The organism is Pseudomonas sp. FP597 (genome assembly GCF_030687435.1).
Taxonomy (GTDB): domain Bacteria; phylum Pseudomonadota; class Gammaproteobacteria; order Pseudomonadales; family Pseudomonadaceae; genus Aquipseudomonas; species Aquipseudomonas lactucae.
The window spans coordinates 4,718,585-4,742,874 of record NZ_CP117432.1 but is presented as its reverse complement, the minus strand read 5'-3'; the positions used below and the strand labels follow the sequence as shown (position 1 = coordinate 4,742,874).

Annotated in this window: 19 protein-coding genes; 14 read left to right on the top strand and 5 right to left on the bottom strand. The window is 54.5% G+C overall.

Going from position 1 to position 24,290, the window contains the following annotated elements; genetic code table 11:
* Position 1 precedes the first annotated feature (1 nt).
* The 12 genes from rfbA to PSH66_RS21540 all read left to right on the top strand — a co-directional run bounded on the left by rfbA (position 2) and on the right by PSH66_RS21540 (position 13,535).
* The gene (gene rfbA / locus PSH66_RS21595) at positions 2-886 is read left to right on the top strand and encodes a glucose-1-phosphate thymidylyltransferase RfbA (protein ID WP_305427632.1); all 885 of its coding nucleotides are present in this window, start codon (positions 2-4) and stop codon (positions 884-886) included.
* Positions 886-1,431 (top strand): dTDP-4-dehydrorhamnose 3,5-epimerase, encoded by a 546-nt coding sequence (rfbC, locus tag PSH66_RS21590; protein WP_305427631.1) that lies wholly within the window; start codon positions 886-888, stop codon positions 1,429-1,431. The genes rfbA and rfbC overlap by 1 nt, the downstream gene beginning before the upstream one ends.
* Complete coding sequence (locus PSH66_RS21585) at positions 1,431-2,249, top strand: ABC transporter permease (protein ID WP_305427630.1); 819 nt, start codon at positions 1,431-1,433, stop codon at positions 2,247-2,249. The genes rfbC and PSH66_RS21585 overlap by 1 nt, the downstream gene beginning before the upstream one ends.
* The gene (locus PSH66_RS21580; RefSeq protein ID WP_305427629.1) at positions 2,239-3,588 is read left to right on the top strand and encodes an ABC transporter ATP-binding protein; all 1,350 of its coding nucleotides are present in this window, start codon (positions 2,239-2,241) and stop codon (positions 3,586-3,588) included. Before PSH66_RS21585 ends, PSH66_RS21580 begins: the two co-directional genes overlap by 11 nt.
* Positions 3,585-5,360, top strand: a complete 1,776-nt coding sequence (locus PSH66_RS21575; RefSeq protein WP_305427628.1) for a sulfotransferase — start codon at positions 3,585-3,587, stop codon at positions 5,358-5,360. Before PSH66_RS21580 ends, PSH66_RS21575 begins: the two co-directional genes overlap by 4 nt.
* Before the next feature lie 29 nt (positions 5,361-5,389).
* Positions 5,390-6,469, top strand: a complete 1,080-nt coding sequence (locus tag PSH66_RS21570) for a DegT/DnrJ/EryC1/StrS aminotransferase family protein (protein ID WP_305427627.1) — start codon at positions 5,390-5,392, stop codon at positions 6,467-6,469.
* A gap of 32 nt (positions 6,470-6,501) precedes the next feature.
* The gene (locus PSH66_RS21565) at positions 6,502-9,123 is read left to right on the top strand and encodes a glycosyltransferase (RefSeq protein ID WP_305427626.1); all 2,622 of its coding nucleotides are present in this window, start codon (positions 6,502-6,504) and stop codon (positions 9,121-9,123) included.
* A complete protein-coding gene (locus PSH66_RS21560) occupies positions 9,113-10,282 on the top strand; it encodes a glycosyltransferase (RefSeq protein WP_305427625.1) in 1,170 nt (389 codons plus the stop codon). The genes PSH66_RS21565 and PSH66_RS21560 overlap by 11 nt, the downstream gene beginning before the upstream one ends.
* An 80-nt stretch (positions 10,283-10,362) precedes the next feature.
* Positions 10,363-11,019 carry an acetyltransferase gene (locus PSH66_RS21555; RefSeq protein ID WP_305427624.1) on the top strand — a complete coding sequence of 219 codons (657 nt, stop codon included), beginning with the start codon at positions 10,363-10,365 and terminating at the stop codon, positions 11,017-11,019.
* Positions 11,020-11,985, top strand: coding sequence for a glycosyltransferase (locus PSH66_RS21550; protein ID WP_305427623.1), 966 nt, complete (start codon positions 11,020-11,022; stop codon positions 11,983-11,985). It begins immediately after the preceding gene.
* Positions 11,982-13,055: a glycosyltransferase gene (locus PSH66_RS21545; RefSeq protein WP_305427622.1), complete on the top strand. Its 1,074-nt coding sequence runs from the start codon at positions 11,982-11,984 to the stop codon at positions 13,053-13,055. Before PSH66_RS21550 ends, PSH66_RS21545 begins: the two co-directional genes overlap by 4 nt.
* Before the next feature lie 33 nt (positions 13,056-13,088).
* Entirely contained in the window at positions 13,089-13,535 is a 447-nt protein-coding gene (locus PSH66_RS21540; RefSeq protein ID WP_305427621.1) for a hypothetical protein, read from the top strand.
* Positions 13,536-13,677: 142 nt separating this feature from the next.
* On the opposite strand, the gene cysN is transcribed toward PSH66_RS21540, so the two are convergent.
* From cysN to PSH66_RS21525, 3 genes are all read right to left on the bottom strand, one after another.
* Positions 13,678-15,564: a sulfate adenylyltransferase subunit CysN gene (gene cysN, locus PSH66_RS21535; RefSeq protein ID WP_305427620.1), complete on the bottom strand. Its 1,887-nt coding sequence runs from the start codon at positions 15,562-15,564 to the stop codon at positions 13,678-13,680.
* Positions 15,564-17,006: a sulfate adenylyltransferase subunit CysD gene (gene cysD / locus PSH66_RS21530; RefSeq protein ID WP_305427619.1), complete on the bottom strand. Its 1,443-nt coding sequence runs from the start codon at positions 17,004-17,006 to the stop codon at positions 15,564-15,566. The genes cysN and cysD overlap by 1 nt, the downstream gene beginning before the upstream one ends.
* Positions 17,007-17,143: 137 nt before the next feature.
* Positions 17,144-17,932 carry a CPBP family intramembrane glutamic endopeptidase gene (locus tag PSH66_RS21525; protein WP_305427618.1) on the bottom strand — a complete coding sequence of 263 codons (789 nt, stop codon included), beginning with the start codon at positions 17,930-17,932 and terminating at the stop codon, positions 17,144-17,146.
* A 426-nt stretch (positions 17,933-18,358) separates the two neighbouring features.
* Here PSH66_RS21525 and PSH66_RS21520 point away from each other — a divergent pair, with 426 nt between their 5' ends.
* A complete protein-coding gene (locus PSH66_RS21520; RefSeq protein ID WP_305427617.1) occupies positions 18,359-19,219 on the top strand; it encodes a DMT family transporter in 861 nt (286 codons plus the stop codon).
* Positions 19,220-19,249: 30 nt separating this feature from the next.
* On the opposite strand, the gene PSH66_RS21515 is transcribed toward PSH66_RS21520, so the two are convergent.
* A complete protein-coding gene (locus tag PSH66_RS21515) occupies positions 19,250-20,146 on the bottom strand; it encodes a DMT family transporter (protein WP_078734190.1) in 897 nt (298 codons plus the stop codon).
* A gap of 64 nt (positions 20,147-20,210) precedes the next feature.
* A complete protein-coding gene (locus PSH66_RS21510; RefSeq protein ID WP_305427616.1) occupies positions 20,211-21,836 on the bottom strand; it encodes a methyl-accepting chemotaxis protein in 1,626 nt (541 codons plus the stop codon).
* Between the two features lie 722 nt (positions 21,837-22,558).
* Here PSH66_RS21510 and aceK point away from each other — a divergent pair.
* On the top strand, positions 22,559-24,268 hold the full coding sequence (gene aceK, locus PSH66_RS21505) for a bifunctional isocitrate dehydrogenase kinase/phosphatase (protein ID WP_305427615.1): 1,710 nt from the start codon (positions 22,559-22,561) through the stop codon (positions 24,266-24,268).
* Positions 24,269-24,290: the final 22 nt, after the last annotated feature.

Sequence of the window (24,290 nt, the reverse complement as noted above, 5' to 3'; positions counted from 1 at the left end):
CATGCTTAAACGTAAAGGAATTATTTTGGCCGGCGGTTCAGGCACACGTCTGCACCCTGCAACCTTGGCGATTTCCAAGCAGTTGTTGCCGGTTTACGACAAGCCGATGATCTACTATCCGCTGACCACGCTGATGCTGGCGGGGATTCGCGACATCCTGATCATTTCCACGCCGCAGGACACCCCGCGTTTTGAACAGCTGTTGGGTGACGGCAGCAAATGGGGCTTGAATATTTCCTACGCCGTGCAGGCGTCCCCGGATGGCCTGGCCCAGGCGTTCATCATCGGTGAAGACTTTATCGGTAACGATCTGTCGGCGCTGGTGTTGGGTGACAATATTTATCATGGGCATAATTTCAATGAGCTGCTCAAAAGCGCGATGCACCGTGAGGACGGCGCCAGTGTGTTCGCCTACCACGTGAACGACCCGGAGCGTTATGGTGTCGTCGAGTTCGACGCGCAGGGCAAGGCTATAAGCCTGGAAGAGAAACCGCTCGAACCCAAGTCGAACTACGCCGTCACGGGTCTGTATTTCTATGACCGGGACGTGGTTGAAATCGCCAAGAGCATCAAGCCGTCGCCACGTGGCGAGCTGGAGATCACTGATCTCAACCGTATCTATATGGAGCGGGGCAAGCTGTCGGTGGAGATCATGGGTCGCGGTTATGCGTGGCTGGATACGGGGACTCATGATTCATTGCTCGAAGCCAGCAGCTTCATTGCCACGCTTGAGCATCGTCAGGGGCTCAAGGTTGCCTGCCCCGAAGAGATTGCCTTCCGTCAGAACTGGATTGGTGCAGAGCAACTGGAGCGCCTGGCCGCACCGCTGCTCAAAAACGGTTATGGCCAATACTTGAAACGTCTGCTGACCGAGAAAATTTATTGATGAAACACACAGCGCTAGCGATACCGGACATTGTTCTTATTGAACCCAGGGTCTTCGGTGATGAGAGAGGCTTCTTTTTTGAAAGTTTCAATCAAGAACAGTTTGAGAGCGCCATTGGCCGTTCAGTCAATTTTGTTCAAGATAATCACTCCCGCTCTGTGAAAAACGTATTGCGCGGCCTCCATTATCAAGTTCGCCAGCCTCAAGGGAAGTTGGTGCGCGTGGTCTCGGGCGAGATCTTTGACGTGGCCGTCGATATTCGTAAAGGCTCTGCCACGTTCGGTCAGTGGGTGGGGGAGGTATTGAGTGCCGAAAACAAGCGCCAGCTCTGGATCCCGGAAGGTTTCGCCCACGGTTTTGTGGTGCTGAGCGACTCCGCCGAGCTGCTGTACAAGAGCACGGATTACTACGCACCGGCTCACGAGCGCTGCATTGCATGGGATGACCCGAGCTTGGCGATCAAGTGGCCAATCGATAGCACCCCGACACTTTCGGAAAAAGATACCAAGGGCCAGTTGTTATCGGTTGCCGAGGTGTTTGACTGATGCAGAATTTTTCTGTTTCTCCCTTGGAAATGGTTGGAAGCCTGTGGCGCAATCGCCAGCTGATAAGAACCCTGATCCAGCGCGACGTATTGGGGCGCTATCGGGGCTCAATCATGGGAGTTCTCTGGTCTTTCATCACACCGATCCTGATGTTGGCGGTCTATACCTTTGTCTTCAGCGTTATCTTTAAGGCGCGCTGGAGTTCGGAGAGTACCTCCATGTCGGAATTTGGCATGGTTCTGTTTGTTGGGTTAATCGTATTCAACATATTTGCTGAATGTATTAACAAAGGCCCAGCACTCATTTTAGCCAACGTCAATTACGTCAAAAAAGTTGTGTTTCCACTTGAGGTGCTTCCCTGGGTGTCGATGGGCGTTGCCTTGTTTCATGCTGCAGTTAGTGTGGCTGTGTGGTTGGCTGCCTACGTAATCCTTTTCGGTATCCCTCACTTGACGGTGCTATTGCTGCCGATTGTGATGCTGCCATTGTTGTTCTTGATCATGGGGCTTACCTGGTTCCTTGCTTCTTTGGGTGTTTATCTGCGAGATGTCACTCAATTTGTAGCTATCTTGACGACCGTGACCATGTTTCTTTCTCCGATCTTCTATCCGGCGAGTGCGCTGCCAGAAAAATTCCAGATTCTTCTGCTGCTCAATCCGTTGACCTCCGTGGTTGAAGGAGGACGTGACGTGCTGTTCTGGGGGGTGATCCCGGATATGCAGTTCATTGCTATTTACCTAGTCGGCTCCCTCTTTGCTGCATGGGTGGGTTTTGCTTGGTTCCAGAAAACTCGCAAAGGGTTTGCAGATGTCCTCTGATACCGCGATCACAGTACAAAACCTTAGCAAGTGCTACCAGATTTACGCTAAGCCACATGACCGATTGAAGCAGTCGATCTACCCGCGTGTCCGTCGGACTTTGGGTATGGAGAAAAAACAGTACTTCGACGAATTCTGGTCTTTGCGAGACGTGTCTTTCGAGATTAAGAAAGGCGAGACGGTCGGTATCATCGGACGCAACGGCAGTGGTAAATCCACCCTGCTTCAGATCATTTGCGGCACGCTCAGTCAGTCCGAGGGTTCGATCAAGACCAATGGTCGCATCGCGGCCCTGCTGGAGCTCGGCTCGGGTTTCAACCCGGAATTTACCGGCCGGGAAAACGTTTACATGAACGGCGCGATTCTCGGATTGAGTCGCCAGGAAATTGAAGACCGCTTCGACGAAATTGCGGCGTTTGCCGACATTGGCGCGTTTCTTGAGCAGCCGGTGAAAACATACTCCAGCGGTATGTTTGTGCGGCTCGCCTTTGCCTGCAACATCATGTCCGATCCGGAAATCATGATTGTCGATGAGGCTCTCTCCGTCGGAGATATGAACTTTCAAGCCAAGTGCATGACTGCCCTGACGCATATCAAAGAGCGTGGCGCCACCATTCTCTTTGTCAGTCACGACGTTGGTACTGTTAAAAGCCTTTGTTCCCGCTGCGTCTATTTGGACGGCGGCAAAGTAGTTGCCGTCGGGCCATCGGCAGATGTCACGGAACTTTACGTTCGCTCGATGCGCGAGGAAATGAACGCGGAACATCGCAAATTCTCGCGAGTTTCCAAGCCTTTTGCCGAGCCGTCTGACACTCCGATGAGGCTGCCTGTTGTCGGTGATAAGTCGTTCCGAGTCGATCACTCGTTTGAGGCTCGAGTGGCTCAGTTTCGTTACGGCACGGGCGAAGTCAGGGCGCGTTCCGTCGAGTTGTTAGACATGAACGATGAGCCCACGACCTTTCTTGATTTTAACCAGCAGGTCAAGATCAGGGTGAATTTCGAGGCCTATGCCGAGAAGTCTGTTTCTTTGAATGTCAGTGTCTTTGATGAAAAGAAAAATAACATAACGGGCTGTGGGTTCCAGCATGTCGGTCAGCCCTATCTTCAGACGAAGGAGGGGGGCAAGTACGTCGCTGAGTATTTGTTCAAGATGCCGCTGCAGGAAGGTTATTACTCATTACGGGTCAATATTTCTTCGGTGATTATCGATAATGAAACGGCTGAATTCATTGACTTGATCAATGATGCTGTCGTTTTCCGCGTGGCTCGATGGGAAAAGGCTCGGGTTTGGTCCCAAGTCCATCAGTTCGCAGAGTTGAGGCTTGAGGAGCTTGTGTGAGCGAAAAAATCAAGCAGGCATTCATCATCGGAACCGGACGCTGTGGCACCACTTGGCTTGGCCAGATGTTGAACAGCAACCCAGCATTGTGCGTGCCCCCGGAAATTCAATTGCTATTCGAATATTCCGGCAACGGCAACCGGCTGTATGAAGAGTATTTGCTTGCTGGCGAGCAGGGGCTTGATAGTGATCAATTGGTCTCGATCATAGAGCGCGGGTGCCCGCATAACCTTGATCAGTTTTTTGACTATCCTGCGTTCTGCCGTCAAGACACCACGCCAAAGAGTTCACTGCGTGATTTTGTCAGCGCGTTTTATTCGGCAGTCGCTCAAAGCCACGGTAAACAATGGCTTATCGAACAGACGCCCTGGTATGGACAGCGCCTTGACCTAGCGAAAGCATTGTTTCCCGATGCGAAATTCATCCATGTGGTGCGTGACGGTCGTGATGTCGCATTATCGTTCGCCCGTACCACGTGGTGGCACCGATCTGCGCGTTTGAATCTCTCAAGGTGGCAGCGGGAAATCAAGAAAATCGCGCTGGACGCAAAGTTCTTCCTGAAGCCTGAGGCTTACTTGGAAGTTAAATATGAAGATCTGGTGTCGGATACGACGGGTGAGTTGGACAGAATATGCCAGTTCCTCGGAGTCGATTTTGATCCGGCAATGCTGGATCCCCAGGCTTTCATCGATTACGACCAGTTCTGTAAGTTTGACATGAGCCAAGTGTCCTCACAGGCCTACTCAGCGTGGCGCAAACAGAAAAGCAAAACTGTGTTTGCAGATAACGTAGAAGCGTGGCGCAAAGATGAAAGCGCTTTCGACAAAAGCTTGCCGCCAGAGATCGCTTGCTGGTTGTCTCATTATGGCTACCCGGTGGAAACCTCAGACGCGACGGAAACGCAAAACCTCCACCTTCATGAATATAGCCTGAATGCGTTGGAACAAAACAATCTCGAAAAGTCTCAGCATATTCAGAAGCTGGAGCAGTCTGTAGCGGATTACGTTACTTACCTCGGCAACGCAAGCCTGGTCGAACAAGACTGGGCTGCGCGTGGTGAGCTGCTGGAACATCTGGGCGGCACCGTTCAAGCTATCGAGCAGGACAATGCCGCGCTCCAGGGAAAAATCCATGCTCTCGAACACACGCTTGCTGGACAGACAGAGCACATCGTGCTTATCAAGGATGAGTGGCAAGCTCGCGGTGACTTGATTGATCAGTTAGGCGAAAAATATCGATCGCTTGAGCTAAGCCTTGCTGCCCGGAATATTGAGCTTGATGAAGCGGGGCAGTCCATCGACGAGTTGAAGCGAGAGATTGATGCTCGTGCGGATGCGTTGGCCGCTCATACCGAGCAGACTGCACTAATTGAGCAAGCATTGCGGGCTCGCGAACTTTTGTTGGAGCAGGCAGCCGAAGCCAATGAAGCTTTGAAAAGAGAAAGCGCATTGCGTGACGAGCATATCAATGTGCTTGAACGAACGCTGGCCGAACACAAACAACAGTCTGAAGTTGCGGAAAAACATCTCAGCGCTCGCGAGAGTTTGATCCAGCAGCTGACGGCATCTGTTGACGCGTTGAATTCAACCAACAATAAACAGGCAGAAAAAATCGAACAGCTGATGGCTGATTGCGTTGTGAGTGCTAATACAAACGCTCAACTCGTTCAGGAAATCGCCGATCAGAAACTATTGATCGAGGATTTGGAAGGCCGTCTTAATGAATTTGAGCGTTCGTGGTATGGAATCCTGAGAAAACGTTTCACTAAATGAACGTTTATTAATTTTCGCTTGAGAACTTCATGAATATTACAGTCACCAAACCCTTTATGCCGCCGTACGCCGACTATCAAAACTATTTGGCAGGCATATGGTCTCGAGAATGGTTAACAAACAACGGCCCCCTTCTGAACGAGCTGGAAATCAAGCTTAAAGAGTGCCTGTCGGTTGATAACCTTCTGTTTCTGAGCAACGGCACCGTCGCACTGCAGATCGCGATCCGTGCGCTTGAGCTCGAAGGCGAGATCATCACGACACCATTCAGCTACGTAGCGACGACGTCCAGCATCGTCTGGGAGCATTGCGAACCTGTAATGGTCGATATCTGCCGTGACACGCTGAATATTGACGTCAAGCTGATCGAACAGGCTATTACTGAAAAAACTACCGCCATCCTTGCGACGCATGTGTTCGGAAACCCGTGTGATGTAGATGCGATTGCCATTATTGCCAAAAAGCATAACTTGAAAGTGATCTACGATGCAGCGCATGCGTTTGGCACTGTGCACAACGGCAAATCGCTGCTGGCCTATGGCGATGTATCTACTTGCAGTTTCCACTCGACGAAGCTTTTCCATACTGTCGAAGGCGGCGCAGTCATTAGCCCGCACGCAGATGTGTCCAAGCGCATGGCTATGATGAGAAACTTCGGTCACTCCTCGGCCACTGATTTCGGCGATGTTGGTATCAACGGCAAGAACTCAGAGTTTCATGCTGCCATGGGCTTGTGCAATATCAAGCATGTACCCGACATCCTGGCAGTGCGCCGCAAGCTGTCGGAACGTTATGTGCACAATCTTGAAGGGCTGCCCGTCACCTTTCAAAAGATTCTGGCAAAGACCGAATATAACCACGCTTACTTCCCGGTTGTTTTCGAAAGCGAAGCGGTACTGTTGAAGTTGGTTGAATTTCTAAACCTGAACAGCATCTACCCACGTCGTTATTTTTACCCGTCGTTGACAAAACTGCCTTATGTTCACGGGCAAAGTGCTAGCGTCGCCGAGGATATCTCCCGTAGGATTCTATGCCTGCCGCTGTATCACACGCTTTCTCTGGAAGAGGTGGATATGATCTGCCGACTTGTGAAGCAAGACCTGTCTTGAACGATAGCGTCCTGTAAATAGGGAAATTTAAAATGGCTGTAAATAATAGTGAATGTGCGGGCGGGAATAATAACGTGAGTGGTACTGAAATCTTTAAAATTGATGATTTCAGCAACGAGGATAAACTCGAGCTGCTGAATTTTCTCATGCAGGAGTTCGGTCTTGAGCAGCCACTCGTGTTGAAAGGGGCCGACGCTGCGGTGTCGGCTCTTTTCATTACCAAGCAGTATTCACTTCGTGGGAAAAAAATCGATCTGTTGCTAACGGATTCGAATCTGCTGCAACAGTCCGACGCGTCCGTGGTCAAACTTTTTGATTTGCTATCGGGGCGCGGGCTGCTCTGTGTTGAATCCAAAGGTACTGCGCCTGAGGCGCTAAACCGCCTGCACAAGGCATTTGAACCTATATGGGTCACCCCCGGTTTTTCGATTTTTGCAAAAAAAGAAGGTGAACGTTCAATTCGAAGTGCTCGTTATCAAGTTGATCTCTTTTTACGCAAGCTTCATTTCCAAAAAAGTTGCCAGCTTGGACTAGCGCACGGCCATGTGCCACTGGTGACCGTTATTGTTCTGACGTATAAGCATGAAGCGTATATCGCTGAATGCATCAACTCGGTATTGCGCCAGAAAGGCCAGTTCCGCATGCGCATCATCGTGATTGATGATGTGTCGCCTGATAACACGGCAGATGTCGTCAGGGCAACGATCGAAAACCAGCAAAACGACCGTATTTCCATTGAGTTCCATGCGAACAAAAAGAACGTAGGTGTAGTTGGGAACCTGGCGACGTCGGTTAACCTCGCCAAGGGTTGTGACTACCTGACCTTTTGTGAAGGCGACGATTTCTGGACTTCAGACACGCGTATTCAGCAGCATATTGATTTTCTCGCGACTCATCCGGAATCGGTGATGTCGTTCAATTCGATTGAGTTGTGTGTGTCTGACGGCTCTTCGCGAGAGCTCTTCTCCGAACATAAAAATTTGATAAGTGACACGATAAGCGGACTTGAGCTGGCCGAAAATAATGTCATTGGTAACTTTACTGCGTGCTTTTATCGTGGTCCGATCCTCGATGTTATTCCCGCAGAAATATTTGATATTTATACAGTAGATTGGTTTTTTAATATTTACTGCGCGCAGTTTGGTAGTATTGCTCATCTCAAACAGCCGCTGTCGGTCTATCGTCAACATATCGGCGGTGAGTGGAGTGCTCGCAAAGAGCTGGACAAGGCAACGACTTTGCTCGGTTTGATCGACCAGTACAATACTTTTATCGACTTCAACTATAACGAAGGCTTTCAAAAGTACAATTGGAAGCTGTATTCATGGGTGAACGGCAGCTACTCTGACAGCTTTGAAAAATTGGATTTGATTGTCGTCGATGATGTGTTTCCGTCGCGCCGCAGCGGCTTCCGTCATGTCGAATTCACGGCGTATCTGAAAGCGTTCAAGCGTTCGTTGGTACTGACTACGGGCGCCACGTTGCACGTGCTCGAAAATGCGTCGATAACCAGCGTGGTTCGCGATTACCAGCACACCTATCCCGAGTTGGGCAATCGGGTAATGGTTGCGGATGAGTCGTTCCCGCTGGCTATCGGCAAAGTGCTGTATGTCAACTTCATTTCTAACGCTTACACTCTGTTGCCGCAGGCCGAAGCGCTTAATATTCCGTTTGTGTTTACCTTGTACCCAGGCGCCGGTTTTGCCCTGAACAGCCTCGAATGCGACAAGAAGCTCAAGCGCATCTTTGATTCGCCTTGCTTTCAGAAAGTTATCGTTACCCAGCAGGTCATCTATAACTACCTTACTGAAAAGCACTTGTGCCCGGCTGACAAGATCGAGATGATTTTCGGCGTGGTCATGCCTGAGCCCGTCAGTGAGCGGCCGCGTCTTGAAAAAAACCGCTGGGGTTTTGGTAAGGAGCGCCTGGATATCTGCTTTATGGCGCATAAGTACACAACGTATGGTGAAGACAAAGGTTATGATGTCTTTATCAACACCGCGAGTGTCCTGTGCCAGCGTTATGACGACATTTTCTTCCATGTTGTCGGCCCCTTTAACAAGACGGTCCTTGATGTCAGCTTGTTCAGTGATCGGATCAAGTTCCATGGCTCGCTTAATCCGGATGAGTTTGACGGCTTTTTCCAAGACATGGACATCATCATGTCGCCGAATATCAGCGGGAAAATATTCCCTGGCTCATTTGATGGTTTTCCTACCGCAAGTTGCACCGAAGCAGCATTGCGCGGCACCGCGATTTTCGCTTTCGACGAATTCAATTCCGCTCTGGGTCGGTTCACTGACGGCGAAGATATCGTGCTGATCAAGTATGACTTGTGGGACATCATCAGCTTGGTCGAAAAGTACCATGGCGATCCTGCAGCATTGAAAGCAGTGGGTGAGGCTGGTATCGGTCGTGTTCGCGACCTGTACAGCTATGAGGCTCAGCTTGCGCCACGGATAGAAATACTGCGCCAGGTTATCAATAATCCGGTGATTTCGTCGGTGAGCGTCGACCCGCTGCCGCTGGCCATGCAGAACGTAGCGACTACGGTGGCTCCAGGCCCGCGCGGCAGGCTAAGTACCTTGCGTAAATACTGCCCTGAACCGATCAAAAAAGCTTATCGCCTTTGGAAGGCTCGCCATGTCTCATGAGAAAGTAGATACCGCCCTCAATGCTGACGTGCCGTTGGTCAGCGTTGTGGTGCCGTCCTATAACCACGCGAAACACATCAGCAAGGCCATTGACAGTGTGTTGGGCCAGAGCTTTTCAAACTTTGAATTGCTGATTTCCGATGACCACTCGCCGGACAATAGCTGGGAGGTTATCTCAAGCTTCACGGACCGACGTATTCGGACGTTCAGGCAGGAGAGAAACCTCGGCCCTGTGGGCAACCTTGTATTTTTGATCCGGCAGGCGCGAGGCAAATATATTGCACTGCTCAATTCCGATGACGCCTGGTACCCGTCCAAACTCGGCAAGCAAGTGGTGATCCTCGACGCTCAGCCTGAATTGGGTGCATGCTTTACATGGGCTGATTTGGTGGACGGTTCGGGCCGGGAAATTTCCGGGCCTGAGGCGATCTGGAACGATGTGTTCCGGCAGGCGAATCGCACTCAGGGAGAATGGCTGAAGCATTTCTTCTTGAAAGGCAACTGCATTTGCCATCCAAGTATGCTCGCGCGCAAAGAGGTGTTTGAAACCCTCGGTTATTACAATCCCGGTCTGAGGCAACTGCCGGATTTCGATATGTGGATCCGGCTGGTAAAGCATTTCCCGATTCATGTGATTCAGGAAAATCTGGTCGCGCATCTCCGCGATGGTAATAATACTAGCGCGGTCTCGCCTGAAAACTCAGCGCGGAACTTGACCGAACTTGTTGAGATATTTGGCTCATTCTTCGAATCGCTTTCGGACGAAGTCTTTATTGACGGATTTTCTGAATATTTCCGCCTCAAAGACGTATCGATGACTTCTTCCAGATTGGAAGCCGAAAAGTTTTTCCTTCTGTTGGACAGTGCGTTCGTTCAACCCTCCGGTAAAGCAGCGGCGTTGTCCCTTTTTATCAAGCGCTGTGCTGACCCGGACTTCGAACGTGTGCTGCGTGATGAGTACATGTTCTCGGTGTTCGATTTTTATCGTATAACCGGACAAACGGGCTTTGGACACTTCCTGATGGCGGCCCACAGTGCTTCCATTCCTGCGGTGACCTCGCTGGAGGGGGCGAGCACGTCGAGCCAAGGGCATGTTGTCTACTTTTTAAAACGGGTAGTACGCCGTTTACGCAGAGCGTTACAGCGTATCAATGCTTGAACACCGGTTTAAGGTGTGCTGGCAGGCGCGCGTATCATTGCGTGCCTGCCAAGACAGCGAATAATTCTTCAGAGTACATTATGAAAACATTTTTTGGTCTTATTGGCGCAGGCGGGCATGGCAGAGAAGTGATGCCAATGTTGCGATCAATGATCAACGGCACACCAGCCGGATTGAACTCTGAGTTATTGTTCGTCGTGGAGAACCTGGAGGCGCCCACGCTTATCAACGGGTATCGTGCGGTCAGCCTCAATGCCTTTTTTGAACTTAACGGCGTTAAGCGCTTTAATATCGCGATTGGTGACTCCAAAGCTCGTCAGAGGATTGCCGACGCTTGCCTGGCGCGCGGTATCGAGCCTTTTGCCCTAATAGCGCCCAGTGCGATTTTGTTGGACAACAACGAGATCGGAGAGGGGGTCATGGTCTCCGAGCAGACAATCATTACCTCCAATGTGAAAATTGGACGTTTTTTTCAGGCTAACTGCCAGTGCAACATCTCCCATGACTGCGTGATTGGCGATTTCGTCACTTTCGGACCCGGTGTGAAATGTAATGGCAATGTCACGATTGGCGACCATGCTTACGTAGGTGCTGGTGCGCTGATTAAGCAGGGTAAGTACGGCGTGCCCTTGAAAATCGGTGCGGGAGCGGTTGTCGGTATGGGCGCGGTTGTCGTCAAAGACGTTGAGCCTTTCACCACGGTAGTGGGAAATCCTGCAAGGCCCCTGGTGAAGTAAATGACAGACGAAAGCTCGCACTTTGAATTATCGGTGCTGTTGGTTACCTATAATCATGAACTGTACATTGAGCGCGCACTGGACTCGCTCTTCAGCCAGGATTTCAGCGGTGCTATTGAGCTGGTTGTTGCCGACGATGCTTCATCTGATGCCACGCTAAAACGTATCCAGCGTTATGAAGGCCGAGATGCTCGGTTTACGTTCAAGTACCTTTCTCCCGTGGCCAATCTAGGGATTACCAGGAATTACCAACGCGGGTTTTCGGCCTGTCTCGGCCGCTATGTTGCGGTGCTCGAGGGTGATGACTACTGGAGCAGTCCCTATAAGTTGACGCGCCAAGCGAGATTCCTCGATCAGCACTGGGAATGTGGCCTTTGCTCGGTCAATTACTTTGTTTTTAACGAAGATGACGCAAGCTTCGTCAGTCGAGTCAAGCGAAGTGACGGCTATCGGCTATTAACCGCGCGAGACCTGATTTCAGACAATCTGGTAGGCAACTTTTCTACTTGCCTTTATCGAAAATCGGCGCTGGAAACGCTGCCGGCCGAGCTGTTCGATATCACGTCGTATGATTGGATCGTCAATATCTGCGTGGCAAGAAATAGCCTGATTGGATTTATCGAAGAACCCATGTCGGTTTATCGCGTGCATTCAAGAGGGGCTTGGTCCAACGTGGCCCGTATCGAACAGTTGGAGCAGCAGCTTAGTCTGATTCCCGAGTATGACCAACTCACCCGTCAGCTGTTTCATGCCAGCTTCGCCAAACTGCAACGCCGTCTGCGAAAGGCAGTTTTACTCTCACGACGCGGTCAATCATTAGGTACGGTTGCGCGTGCATTAGCCTGGAGTGCAACCAACCTTGAGCAGTTCATCCCGCCTGTCGTGGTGATAGTTTTAAAAGGTCTTACGCCTCCGGTCGTTAAAAAAATCTTCCTGAAGATTATCCGTCGTGGAGGGGGAATATGAACGGCCCCCTGATAAGCGTGATAATGGCCACCTTCAATCATGCTGAATACGTGGGGCAAGCGATTGCCAGTGTACTGAAGCAGCGCGGCGTCGAACTGGAGTTCCTGATTGCCGATGACGGCTCCACTGACAATACTCGGGAGGTCGTTGAGTCGGTTGTCGACCCTCGAATTCGTTTTTTCCCCTATCAGGACAATCGCGGTGCCTGTGCGGTCACCAACGAGTTGATTGCTCGCTCGAAGGGCCAATTCATAGCGTTGATCAATTCCGATGATTATTGGTGTGATGAAGATAAGCTTGCCTATCAACTTCAGATACTGCTTGGAAATCCTCAGTTAGGTGCGACCTTTGGTCGAGCTCGCTTCATTGATAAGCGAGGCGAGGTCATCAACAAGAAGCGTCTAACCTTTGGCTCGGTGTTTGACCAGCAGAATCGGTCTCAAGGTCAGTGGTTGCGTCTTTTTTTCGATCAGGGCAACTGCATTTGCCACCCCACAGTGCTCATTCGGCGTGAATGTTATGACGAAGTAGGTGTCTACAATAACAATCTTCGACAATTGCCTGATTTTGATATGTGGGTCCGATTGGTAAAAAGATTTCCAATCCACATCTCTGAGCGTGAGCTGATCAGTTTTCGTGTGCTGCCGGGACAAAGTGCGAGCAGTCAAACGGTCGCCAATTCTGTACGTACGATGAACGAGCATTACTTAATCGCCACTTCCTTCTTCCGTAACGTCGGGGCGCAAGCGCTTAAGGATGGCTTTTCTGATCTGTTGAGATATCCTGACGTGCCTAGCGACATACATCTGGATATCGAGAAAGCGCTGCTTTTTTTCGTGCCAAACAGAGGGTTGGGAAAGGCCTATGAGATGGTGGGCATTCTTGAACTCAATCGGCTCCTCAGCTTGGATGGGCATCGAGATGTATTGGTGAGGGATTACGGGGTTGATGCCGGTTGGTATCATCGCAAGATGCAGGATGTTGACGTGCTGCGCCCGAAAGTTTTGGCAGCTATTGCCAATAAAATCGCTGGTTTGAAAAGTGTTTGTTTTAGGCTTTTCAAATCTTAATTGGCTTGAAAATAGAAATTTAAAGGAAGATTTATGCGTACGCTCTACCTACCGGCTGTTGCTCTTCTCGGTCTTCTTGCAGGCTGTGATGCAGACAAGATGAAAGATGTTGCCTCCAACAACTCATGCTCGCTGGACGCTCCTGTTTCGGGCGCACAAGTCCTTGCAAATGTTCCTTTTGAGCCGTGGGGCTGGGCTTACAATGTCGTCGCTGGCACCGTCCCGAAAGATGTAACCTTGCAAATTATCAACGCAAAGAACGACGTTGTTCTGACTTCGCCGGTCACACGTGCCCCTCGTCCGGATGTTGCAAGTGCCTTGAACAAACCTGACTTGGCGATGTCGGGCTTTGTTGGCAAGCTAGACATCAGCAAGCTGGAAGCAGGTACTTACTCGATCAAAGTGATTCAGCAGGAAGGCAACGTCCGCTACAACTGCACCTCGCCAACAAAGTTTAAAATTCAGGCTAACAAAGGCTGATTGAACTCTGGCCAAGCCGCATGCATAACTGACCTTGAGTCGGTTGTGAGCTTCTGTCGTTAATGATTGCAGATATTAATGAACTGAACGACGCCTACCCTGCCACCCGCAGGGTAGGCGTTGTTAAAGCTGTGTGACATCTTTATTTGATGATATCCGACAGTTTGGAGAGTGCCTGTTCGAGGTCAGTTTGCGCAGTATCAATTTCAAGATCAGCTTCAACGGGCGCTTCATAAGGACTCCCCACCCCCGAAAGATTAGGCAACTGCCCAGCCCTTGCCTTCTTATACAACCCCTTCACATCCCGCTCTTCGCACACTTCAAGTGACGTACTCACATACACCTCGACAAACCGATCCTCGCCAATCAGCTCCTTCGCCATCTGCCGTTCTCTCCTGAAAGGCGAGATAAACGCCGTCAACACGATAAGCCCTGCATCCATCATCAGTTTTGCCACTTCGGCAATACGGCGGATGTTTTCCACGCGGTCGGCGTCGGTAAACCCCAAATCTCTGTTCAGGCCTTGGCGTACGTTATCGCCGTCGAGGATGTAGGTGCGGTGGCCCCTGGCGTGCAGTTCCAGTTCCAGCGCATTGGCCAGGGTTGATTTGCCTGACCCTGACAAGCCGGTGAACCAGATGACTTTGCCTTTGTGGCCATTCAGTTTTTCGCGATCTTCCCGTGTGATCGAGAGCGCCTGTCGGTGTACGTTCTGCGCGCGGCGCAGGCTGTGAGTGATCATCCCCGCCGCGACGGTGGCGTGGGTGACGCGGTCGACGAGGATGAAGCTTCCCAGGGCTCTGGAGTGTTGGTAGCTGTCGAATACCAAGGGCTTGCTGGTGGCCAGGGTGCATACGCTGATGTCGTTCAGCGAGAGGTGCCTGCTGGCGTCACGGGCAAGGGTGTTGGTGTCGATGCGGTATTTGATGTTGGTGATGGAGACGGATGCCCACTGTGTCGCCAACTTGATGTCGTAACTGCGGCCGTTCAGGCCAGCCTCTTCGTCCATCCAGATCAGCACCGCTTCAAACTGGTCGGTGACTTCCAGCGGGCTCTGGCTCAAGGAAAGTATGTCGCCGCGCGAGACGTCGATTTCCTTGTTCAATTTCAGGGTAATGGCGTCTCCGGCGCTGGCGGACGGCATCGAGCCGTTCATGCCGATAATCTCGGTGACCGTGGATGTCTGACCGGACAGGCTGGCGCGCACGTTGTCGCCGACGCGGACCTTTCCTTCGGCAATCGAGCCGCTGAAGCCTCGGAAGGAGGCATCCGGTCGATTGACCCATTGCACCGGGAATACCAAGCGCTCGGATTCAGGTGAAGGGATCTCCAGTGTTTCCAGGCAACCCATCAGGGTTGGGCCGCTGTACCAGGGGGTATGGGTGGAGCGTTGGGTGATGTTGTCACCCTTGAGCGCGCTGAGTGGGATCGGGACGATCGTTTCGAAGCCCAGGCTTTGCGAAAACTCACGGAACTCGTCGGTAATCTGGCGGAAAACCGTTTCGTCGAATCCGATCAGGTCCATTTTGTTTATGGCCAACACCACCTGACGAATGCCCATCAATGACACCAGGTAGGCGTGGCGTCGCGTTTGCGTGAGTACGCCCTGGCGGGCGTCGATCAGAATCACCGCCACATCGGCGGTGGATGCGCCGGTCACCATATTGCGCGTGTACTGCTCGTGGCCCGGGGTGTCGGCGACGATGAATTTGCGTTTGGCGGTGGAGAAGAAGCGGTAAGCGACATCGATGGTGATGCCTTGTTCACGTTCTGCGGACAGGCCATCGACGAGGAGTGCAAAGTCGAGATCCTTGCCCTGGGTGCCGTGTTTTTTTGAATCGGCCTGGAGTGTCGTCAGTTGATCGTCCGTCAGCTGTTGGGCATCCCACAGCAAGCGCCCGATCAGCGTGCTTTTGCCGTCGTCCACGCTGCCGCAGGTGATGAAGCGCAGCAGGTCCTGATCACGCTGTAGGGCGAGATAATCGTCGATGGTTGCAGGGGCGGTAAGCGCAGGTATGTCGAGTGCCATCAGAAGTAGCCCTCCTTTTTTTTCTTTTCCATGCTGGAGGCGCAGTCGCTGTCAATCGCTCGGCCTTGGCGCTCGGAGTGGGTGGAGCCCAGCAGTTCCAGGATGACATCGGCGGCGGTGAGGGCGTTCGACTCGACCGCGCCGGTCAGTGGGTAGCAGCCTAGCGTACGAAAGCGGATGTTGCGCGCTTCGATTTTTTCGTTCGGCAGCAGTTTCATGCGTGAGTCATTCACCATGAGTGCCACACCGTTGCGGATGACGACGGGCCGTTGTTTTGCAAAATACAGAGGAACCAATGGGATGTTTTCCTGGTGGATGTATTGCCAGATGTCGAGTTCTGTCCAGTTGGACAGCGGAAATACGCGAATGCTCTCGCCAGGGTTTTTATGGGTGTTGTAGAGGTTCCATACCTCGGGGCGCTGGTTTTTGGGGTCCCATTGATGGGTTTTGCTGCGGAACGAAAACACACGCTCCTTGGCCCGGGATTTCTCTTCATCGCGGCGGGCACCACCAAACACCAAGTCAAATTTGTACTTATCCAGGGCTTGCTTCAGGCCTTCGGTCTTGGTCAGGTCGGTGTGCAACGCGCTGCCATGGTCGAAGGGGTTGATATCTTTACTGATCGCCTCTGGGTTGACGTGCACCAGCAGGTCCATGCCGCTCTCACGCGCCATGAGGTCGCGGAACATATACATTTCCTGAAACTTCCAGCGTGTGTCCACATGGAGTAGCGGGAAGGGCGGCACCGAGGGATAAAAGGCTTTACGGGCCAAGTGCAGCATGACTGCGCTGTCTTTGCCCATGGAATAAAGCATGGCCGGGTTTTCCGATTCGGCCACCGCTTCACGGATGATTTGCACGCTTTCTGATTCAAGCCGTTTGAGATGCGGAGCAAGGCGCGTCGCGTGGGTGTGCAGTGGGTTGGTTGTAGGTTCATCCAACACAGGCGCATAGCTCAGCAACCCGAACTCCACGTTTGCGGGAGCGGCGAGTTGCCTGCAGAGGCCGGTGAGGCGTCCACCTGGAAAAACGACGATGTATTTGGATATATGCGTTTGCAAGCGTTGAAGGGCGTTGAGCAGCCCGTCGGCATCGAGCGGTTCGGTGCCCAGAGGCAGCCAGTAGCGCGCACCTCGTGCATCGTTGGCGTGCAGGAATTCTTGCCCGTCAACTGTGCGCCACAGTTGCGCGAATATCACCAGTCTGCGCTTGGCTCGGGCCCTGTCGATATCCCAGGTGAGGACGGAGTGGGTCGGCGGGCGTCCCAGTTCATCCTCCAGGTTGTGGACGGTCAACTCTGGGGGCAAGAGGCCGATCTCATGAAGGCGCCGCTCTGCAGTGCGCTTGGTATCGGCCTGTTGAGTCCCTTGAAGATGCTGGTAAGCCGACTGCGTGTTCCATACCTGGACCGCATCAAGACCGAGAAAGCCGGGATTAGACATTTTTGAGCCTTGTCGCATTTTGCGAAATTATCGATATATCTATGTAAAATACATTTTTTTATTGGTTTTGTTTGTTTTTATTGTTGTTTTTGCGAATTGCGACATCTTTGCGCCAGTTCTTGGAGCGCTTACTTTTTTCAAGCCAGCATCGGATACACAAACAAGCCAAAATGCAGCAAATTCACTCCGAAATGTGTCATCACCGCCGCGCCCAGCCCGCCAAACCGGTACGCCAACCCGTACCCAACCCCGGCAATTCCAGCCAACAACGTCCACTGCCACCCAGCGCTGACATGCACCAGCCCAAACAACAGTGAGGCCAATAGCAGTGCCAGGTTTTCCCCATAAGGCAGTTGCTTGAAGCGCCGGCTCAACCCGCCCTGGATGTAGCCACGAAACAACGCCTCCTCCACCAACGTCACCAGCAGCAGGTTGTTGAGCACCCAGATCCACGCCTGTTCCGGCCATTTCGGGGCCCAGCTGGTAATCCCCAGCAATACGGCACCGCCCAATGCGACGATGGCCGTGAGGCTCAAAGCCAGCGCCGTGACGCAGAGTGTCAGGCGCAATGAGCGCCGCGCCACGATCCACGGGCAGGCCAGCAGCAGCCAAAAGCCAATCAGCGGTTTGTCCTGGTTCAGGTACATCGAGAACGGTACGGCGTCAGGCGTAAAGCGCTGCGGGTCAATCGCACGGCCATTGTAGAAACCCGGCAGCCAGTGCATCGCCAGCCCCAGGGCCAATACGATGAACAGTCCATGGCCGAGGTAACGCGCCCAAGGCGTGCGCTGCCGGCGCACCGCGTAGCCGGCAATCAGCAGCAGGGCGACAGAGACCGCCGCGAGCGCGCCGAGTTGCCCGTAGGTCAAGGCCAGTACATAGCCAATGGAGAGAAGCGCCAGGTACAGCCAGGGCAGAGCGAGCATGTAAAATCCTTGGATCAAAACCGGTCGGCATTATAACGACCGTGTGTTTGCCTCAAAATGAAAACTCCTCCACGCGAACGGACCACTGCGCGGGTGATTGCACAATAGGTCGAAGGCTGGTTATAGTCGGCGCTTCTCCATCCCTTCACACAAGATCAGCCCATGCCTGCTTCTCCTCGCATAGCGGTAGTCGATCCAGCGGTTAACGCTGTGGTCGTGCCGTGCGGGAATAAGCAGCCTGCGCAGATCAGTCACTACCCCCCTCCTGTCAGTGGCATGCCGGTGTACGCAGTCGTATCACCGCCGGGTGTTGGCATTTCGGGCTGATCAGCGACTCGCTGTTCCCCTGTGCCCGCCTGAAAAAACCTACTGAGTTTCAGCCTTACTGAGCTGAATTGGCTTTTTGCCTGATGACAGGTGGTATTCATGTCTGTTCTTTCGAAACAATCCGTGGCCGCGGCGGCCTCGACGAGCCTGTTTGTACTGCTGTGGAGCAGCGGGGCGATTTTCTCCAAGTTGGGCCTGGCCCACGCTTCGCCCTTTGCCTTTCTGTTGATCCGTTTTGCCATCGCTTTGGCAGGCCTGGTGATTCTGGTACCGGTCCTCAAGCTGAAACTGCCTCGCCCCGGCAAACCTATGTTGTATGCGGCGGCGACCGGGTGGGTGCTGTTGGGGGCGTATCAGATTTTCTATCTGCTGGCCCTGGACCTCAAAGTGACGCCCGGCGTGATGGCAACCATCATGGGCGTGCAGCCGATCCTGACGGTTGTGCTGGTGGAGCGTCAGCGTTCGTTAAGTCGTTTGTTCGGCCTGGCGCTGGGGTTGGCCGGGTTGATCATGGTGGTCTACCAAGGCATCGGGTTGTCCGGGATGTCCCTGGCCGGCATGCTGTTCGGCCTGCTGGCGCTGGCGAGCATGACCTTCGGCTCGATCATGCAAAAGCGTATCACCGACAACCCTTTGGGTACTTTACCGGTGCAGTACCTGGCCGGGCTGCTGCTGTGCTCGGTGTTTGTGCCGTTCCAGCCCTTCCATTTTGAACACACCGCCAGCTTTTACCTGCCGGTGTTGTGGATGGGGTTGGTGGTGTCCTTGCTGGCGACGCTGTTGCTGTACCGCCTGATTGCACGAGGCAATCTGGTGAATGTCACCAGCCTGTTTTACCTGGTGCCGGCGGTGACGGCGGTGATGGATTACCTGATCTTCGGCAACCGGCTTGCGCTGCTGAGCCTGCTGGGGATGGGCTTGATCATCATCGGCCTGGTGTTTGTTTTCCGTAAAAGCTGAAGCTTGCAACGCGGTAGGGGCATCACGCCCCTACCGCGCCTTGGCCAGTTTCCCCACCCCCAAGACCAACCCCAACGCCCCCCCAATCAACACCCCGCCATACACATGCGCCATCGACAACGGCTCCCCCAACAACAAAGCCCCCCACAACACCCCAAACGGTGGGATCAAAAACGTCGTGGTCATCGACTTCACCGGTCCGATTGCCGTCAGCAGCCGGAAGTACAGCACGTACGCCAGCGCCGTACACACCAACCCCAACCCCAGTAACGACGTCCACACCTGCCACCCGCCCCAGCTCGCGGGCGGGTGGCTGATGGCGCTGTAGGCGAAGAGCGGCAGCAGAAACAGCGTCGCGCCGAGCATGCTGCCCAGCGCCGATAGCCGGCTGTCCAGCCCGCCACGCTGGTCCAGCCAACGCCGTGCCAGGAATCCGGCAAAGCCATAGCAGGTGGTCGCCAGCAAACAGGCGAGTGCGCCCATCAACAATTCCAGGTCAAACGCTACCGGTCCGGCGCGGGTCAGTACGCCGACGCCGAGCAGGCCCAGGAATACGCCGGCGACTTTCGAGGGGGTGAGGCGTTCGCTGAAGAACAGCCCGCCGATCAATACGCCCATCAGCGGTGTGGTGGCGTTGAAGATCGCCGAGTAGCCGGCCGGCAGGACCTGGGCGGCCACGGAGTACATCGTCGCGGGGATGCCGGAGTTGATCACGCCCAGCAACAGGACGGTCTTGAATTTGCCCTGGAAATCCCATTTCACGCGCATCACCGCCAACATCGCCAGCAACCCCGCGGCGGCGATGGAAACGCGGAAAAACGCGGTCGGCACGCTGCCGATCTCTGGCGCGATGATGCGCATGAACAGGAAACTTGCGCCCCAGATGGCAGCCAGGCCCAACAGGTACAGGGTGTCGACAGCTCTCACGGAATAGTCCTGTGTCAATAAGGCCGCGAGTGTTGCCCAGCGGCCTGTTCGACACAATCACTGTTTACACGATAAACCGCGTCACCAGGCCGTTGAGGTCTACCGCCAGGCGTGACAGTTCCTGGCTGGCGGCGCAGGTTTGGGTGGCGCCGGCGGCGGTCTGGGTGGACAGGTCGCGGATGTTCACCAGGCTGCGGTCGACTTCGCGGGCCACCAGCGCCTGTTGTTCGGCGGCGCTGGCGATGACCAGGTTGCGCTGGCTGATCTGTGAGATGGCGGCGGTGATCTTCTCCAGGGCGTTGCCGGCGCCGTTGGCGCGTTGCAGGGTTTGGCCGGCGTGTTCGGCGCTGCTGTTGAGGGCGTCGACGGTGTCCTGGGTGCCTTGCTGGATGGCGTTGATCATCTGTTCGATTTCTTCGGTGGAGTCCTGGGTGCGCTGGGCGAGCGAGCGCACCTCATCGGCGACCACCGCAAAGCCGCGTCCGGCTTCGCCTGCGCGGGCAGCTTCAATCGCGGCGTTGAGGGCCAGCAGGTTGGTTTGCCCGGCGATGCCGCGGATCACTTCCAGCACCTTGCTGATGTCCTGTGCCTGTACCGCCAGGCCTTCGGCCTTGTTCGAGGCACCGAGCACTTCGTCCACCAGGTTCTGGATCGAGGTGATGGTTTCGCTGATCTGGTAGTGGCCGTGCTTGCTGTCTTCGTCCGAGGCCTGGGATGCTTCGGCGCTGGACACGGCGTTGCCCGCCACCTCGTCCACGGCGGCACTCATTTGGTTGACGGCGGTGGCGGCCTGTTCGATTTCATCGTTCTGCGCCTGCAGGCCACGGGTGCTCTGGTCCATCACCGAGCTCATCTCTTCGGCGGCCGAGGCCAGTTGCTGCGCGGATTCGCTGATGCCACGGATGGTGCTCTGCAACTGCGCTTGCATGCTGGCCAGGGCGCCGAGCAGTTGGGCCGGTTCGTCGTTGCCCTGCACCTTGATCGGCTGGCTCAAGTCACCGGCGGCGATGGTGCGCGCCACGCTCAGGGCCTGGCCGATGGGCGCGGTGATGCTGCGGGTCAGCAGCCAGGCCAGCAGCAAGGTGGCGAGCAGTGCGGTAACGATGATCAGGCCGACGATCCACTGCGCGTTTGCGTACGTCTGCGCGGCTGAATCCGCGGCGGTTTCGACGCCGTTCTGATTGAAGGCGATCAGGCCTTCCAGGCTCTGGCTGAGGATCGTCCCTTGGGGGGCAAGGCGGCTGACCAGCAGGTCGAGGGCGTCCTGTTGCTGGTCTTTGTCCACCAGCGCGGTCATCTGGCCGACGATGGCGAGGTAGGTCGCCACATTGCGCTTGAGGGTTTTCAGCAGCTCGCGTTCTTCGTCGTTGCTCAGCAAGGCTTCGTGCCGGTCGAGCAAGGCTTGCAGTTCGCTCCCGGTGCGGGTGATCAAGCCTCGGCTGGTGTCACGCACCCGCGATTCGTCGGTGCTCACCATGCGCAGGGACTCCAGGCGGACCGTGGCCACCAGGGCTGCGCTGTCGTGGATGTTCTCGATGCTTGGCATCCAGTTCTTTTCAATGATCAGCGCACTTTCGCGCAGCTTGGCCATCTGGCCCAGGGCAAACACCCCCACCATCACCAGCAGACTGGCCAACACTGCAAAACTCAGACTGGCGCGCAGGCCGATCCGCATATTCCTGAATGACATCTCAATGCTCCTTGTGCGATTAGAACCTGCTCCCGGGTCGGTCTTTTGACCTTGTCAGGGCGGGAGAGGGCGCGCTGTATATCAAAGTGCCATTAATGTGGTAATCAGGGTTTCCCTTAGTTGGATCCAAAGTGCGCGCGGGGGAGGGTGTTCGACCGAGCAAGTGGTTGCCTGTGTTTAACCGGCCAGGCCAAGCGTCCAGCGGCGTACAGGTAAACGCCGAGGCGACTGGCGCGCGTATTTATTGACCGCTTGGTCGACTTATCAAAATTGAAAATAAATGTAAGAACTGAGCGATGTTGTAAAAGACGCCACGAAAAATCGTCCTTCTCCTGCCCACCGGTACGGGCTTAGGCCTCTACACAATTCCCGGTGAACGAAAAATCTATGGCGAATGGGCTGTTGTGGTGAGCGGGCTTTACCTAACAAGCCAGTCAGTTAAGCGCAGATCCCCTGTGGGAGGGGGCTTGCTCCCGATAGCGGTGGGTCAGTTGATATTTAAGTCTCTGACCCACCGCTATCGGGAGCAAGCCCCCTCCCACCTTTGATCTTTGTTGCTTTGAGCATTGCGTTCGCTTAACTGATCGGCGTTGGGGCTTGTCCCGCGCGGGACAAGCCCCGCTCACCACAGAGAGGCGTTTCAGCTGTTAGAAATTGTGTAGATACCTATGCCTGTACTGGCTAAGCTCAGGGCTTCCCGATGCCCGTTCGAGGTTTCCCGCATGCCGCAGTCCGCCCTCGCCATTGCCCGGATGATCCTCGATGGTTTCGACGATTACCGTGAGCACTTCCGCCAGATCACCGACGGCGCCCGCGAGCGTTTCGAGAAGGCTCAGTGGCAGCAGGGGCAGGCGGCATCGGCGGCGCGTATCAACCTGTATGAGGAGAAAGTCCTTGAGGTGACCACGCGCCTGCGCGCCGGTTTCGATGTCGCGCTGTTGCTGGACATCGATGCCTGGCCGCTGGTGAAAAGCGCCTACATCGGCCTGATCGACCTGCGCTTTGACGATGAGCTGTCCGAGACCTGGTACAACTCGATCTTCTGCGGGCTGTTCAGCCATGACCTGATCAGCGACGGCTGCATGTTCATTCACACCACCCGGCCAAGCCTGCGCCGGGCGCGGGCGGCGCAGACCCGCACGTATGCGCCGGCCGGCAATATCCCAGGCATGCTGGCGCAGATCTTTGCGGACTTCAGTTTCAGCGAGCCCTATGCCGACTTGAGCGCCGACCTGCAACGCCTCGAAGCGCAACTGCGCGAGAACCTGCCGGACTGGGTCTGCAAGGACCCGGACCTCAAGGTCGAGCTGTTTGCCTCGGTGCTGTACCGCAACAAGGGCGCCTACCTCGTAGGACGCATCTACACCCGCGACGAACAATGGCCCCTGGTGATCCCGCTGCTGCACCGCGAAGGGCAGGGCATCCAGATCGATGCGTTGATCACCGACGAAGCCGAGGTGTCGATCATCTTCTCGTTCACCCGTTCCTATTTCATGGTCGATGTGCCTGTGCCGGCCGAATTCATCGGCTTTCTCAAGCGCATCCTGCCGGGCAAGCACATCGCCGAGCTGTACACCTCCATCGGCTTTTACAAGCACGGCAAGTCGGAGTTCTACCGTGCGCTGATCAACCACCTGGCGACCACCGACGATCAATTCATCATGGCCCCTGGGGTGCGCGGCATGGTCATGAGCGTGTTTACCCTGCCGGGCTTCAACACCGTGTTCAAGATCATCAAGGACCGTTTCTCACCGTCGAAAAACGTCAACCGCGCCACGGTGATCGAGAAGTACCGACTGGTCAAAAGCGTCGACCGCGTCGGGCGCATGGCCGACACCCAGGAGTTCGCCGATTTCCGCTTTCCCTTGAGCAAGTTCGAGCCCGAGTGCCTGGCCGAGTTGCTGGAAGTCGCCGCCGGCACGGTCGAAGTGGAGGGCGACACCGTGCTGATTCGCCACTGCTGGACGGAGCGGCGCATGACCCCGCTCAACCTCTACCTCGACAACGCCAACCCCGCGCAGGTGCGCGAAGCCCTGGAAGACTACGGCCTGGCAATCAAGCAACTGGCGGCGGCGAATATCTTCCCCGGCGACATGCTGCTCAAGAACTTCGGCGTCACCCGCCACGGCCGCGTGGTGTTCTACGACTACGACGAGATCTGTTTTCTCACCGAAGCCAACTTCCGCCATATCCCCGCGCCGCGTACTCCGGAGGACGAAATGGCCTCCGAACCCTGGTACTCCATTGGCCCGCTGGACGTGTTCCCGGAAGAATTCCCGCCGTTCCTGTTTGCCGATGCCGGCCAGCGCAAGCTGTTCGATGAGTTGCATGGCGAGTTGTACAACGCCGATTACTGGAAAAGCCTGCAAGACGCGATTCGCGCCGGCAAGGTGATCGACGTGTTCCCGTATCGCAGGAAAGAGCAGCGATAAGCGTCGAGCTTCAAGCTGCAAG

Bases quoted from the DNA above. Each gene is read 5' to 3' on its own strand.
- rfbA (WP_305427632.1), top strand. From the start codon at position 2: ATGCTTAAACGTAAAGGAATTATTTTGGCCGGCGGTTCAGGCACACGT.
- rfbC (WP_305427631.1), top strand. From the start codon at position 886: ATGAAACACACAGCGCTAGCGATACCGGACATTGTTCTTATTGAACCC.
- PSH66_RS21585 (WP_305427630.1), top strand. From the start codon at position 1,431: ATGCAGAATTTTTCTGTTTCTCCCTTGGAAATGGTTGGAAGCCTGTGG.
- PSH66_RS21580 (WP_305427629.1), top strand. From the start codon at position 2,239: ATGTCCTCTGATACCGCGATCACAGTACAAAACCTTAGCAAGTGCTAC.
- PSH66_RS21570 (WP_305427627.1), top strand. From the start codon at position 5,390: ATGAATATTACAGTCACCAAACCCTTTATGCCGCCGTACGCCGACTAT.
- PSH66_RS21565 (WP_305427626.1), top strand. From the start codon at position 6,502: ATGGCTGTAAATAATAGTGAATGTGCGGGCGGGAATAATAACGTGAGT.
- PSH66_RS21560 (WP_305427625.1), top strand. From the start codon at position 9,113: ATGTCTCATGAGAAAGTAGATACCGCCCTCAATGCTGACGTGCCGTTG.
- PSH66_RS21555 (WP_305427624.1), top strand. From the start codon at position 10,363: ATGAAAACATTTTTTGGTCTTATTGGCGCAGGCGGGCATGGCAGAGAA.
- PSH66_RS21550 (WP_305427623.1), top strand. From the start codon at position 11,020: ATGACAGACGAAAGCTCGCACTTTGAATTATCGGTGCTGTTGGTTACC.
- PSH66_RS21545 (WP_305427622.1), top strand. From the start codon at position 11,982: ATGAACGGCCCCCTGATAAGCGTGATAATGGCCACCTTCAATCATGCT.
- PSH66_RS21540 (WP_305427621.1), top strand. From the start codon at position 13,089: ATGCGTACGCTCTACCTACCGGCTGTTGCTCTTCTCGGTCTTCTTGCA.
- cysN (WP_305427620.1), bottom strand. From the start codon at position 15,564: ATGGCACTCGACATACCTGCGCTTACCGCCCCTGCAACCATCGACGAT.
- cysD (WP_305427619.1), bottom strand. From the start codon at position 17,006: ATGTCTAATCCCGGCTTTCTCGGTCTTGATGCGGTCCAGGTATGGAAC.
- PSH66_RS21525 (WP_305427618.1), bottom strand. From the start codon at position 17,932: ATGCTCGCTCTGCCCTGGCTGTACCTGGCGCTTCTCTCCATTGGCTAT.
- PSH66_RS21520 (WP_305427617.1), top strand. From the start codon at position 18,359: ATGTCTGTTCTTTCGAAACAATCCGTGGCCGCGGCGGCCTCGACGAGC.
- PSH66_RS21510 (WP_305427616.1), bottom strand. From the start codon at position 21,836: ATGTCATTCAGGAATATGCGGATCGGCCTGCGCGCCAGTCTGAGTTTT.
- aceK (WP_305427615.1), top strand. From the start codon at position 22,559: ATGCCGCAGTCCGCCCTCGCCATTGCCCGGATGATCCTCGATGGTTTC.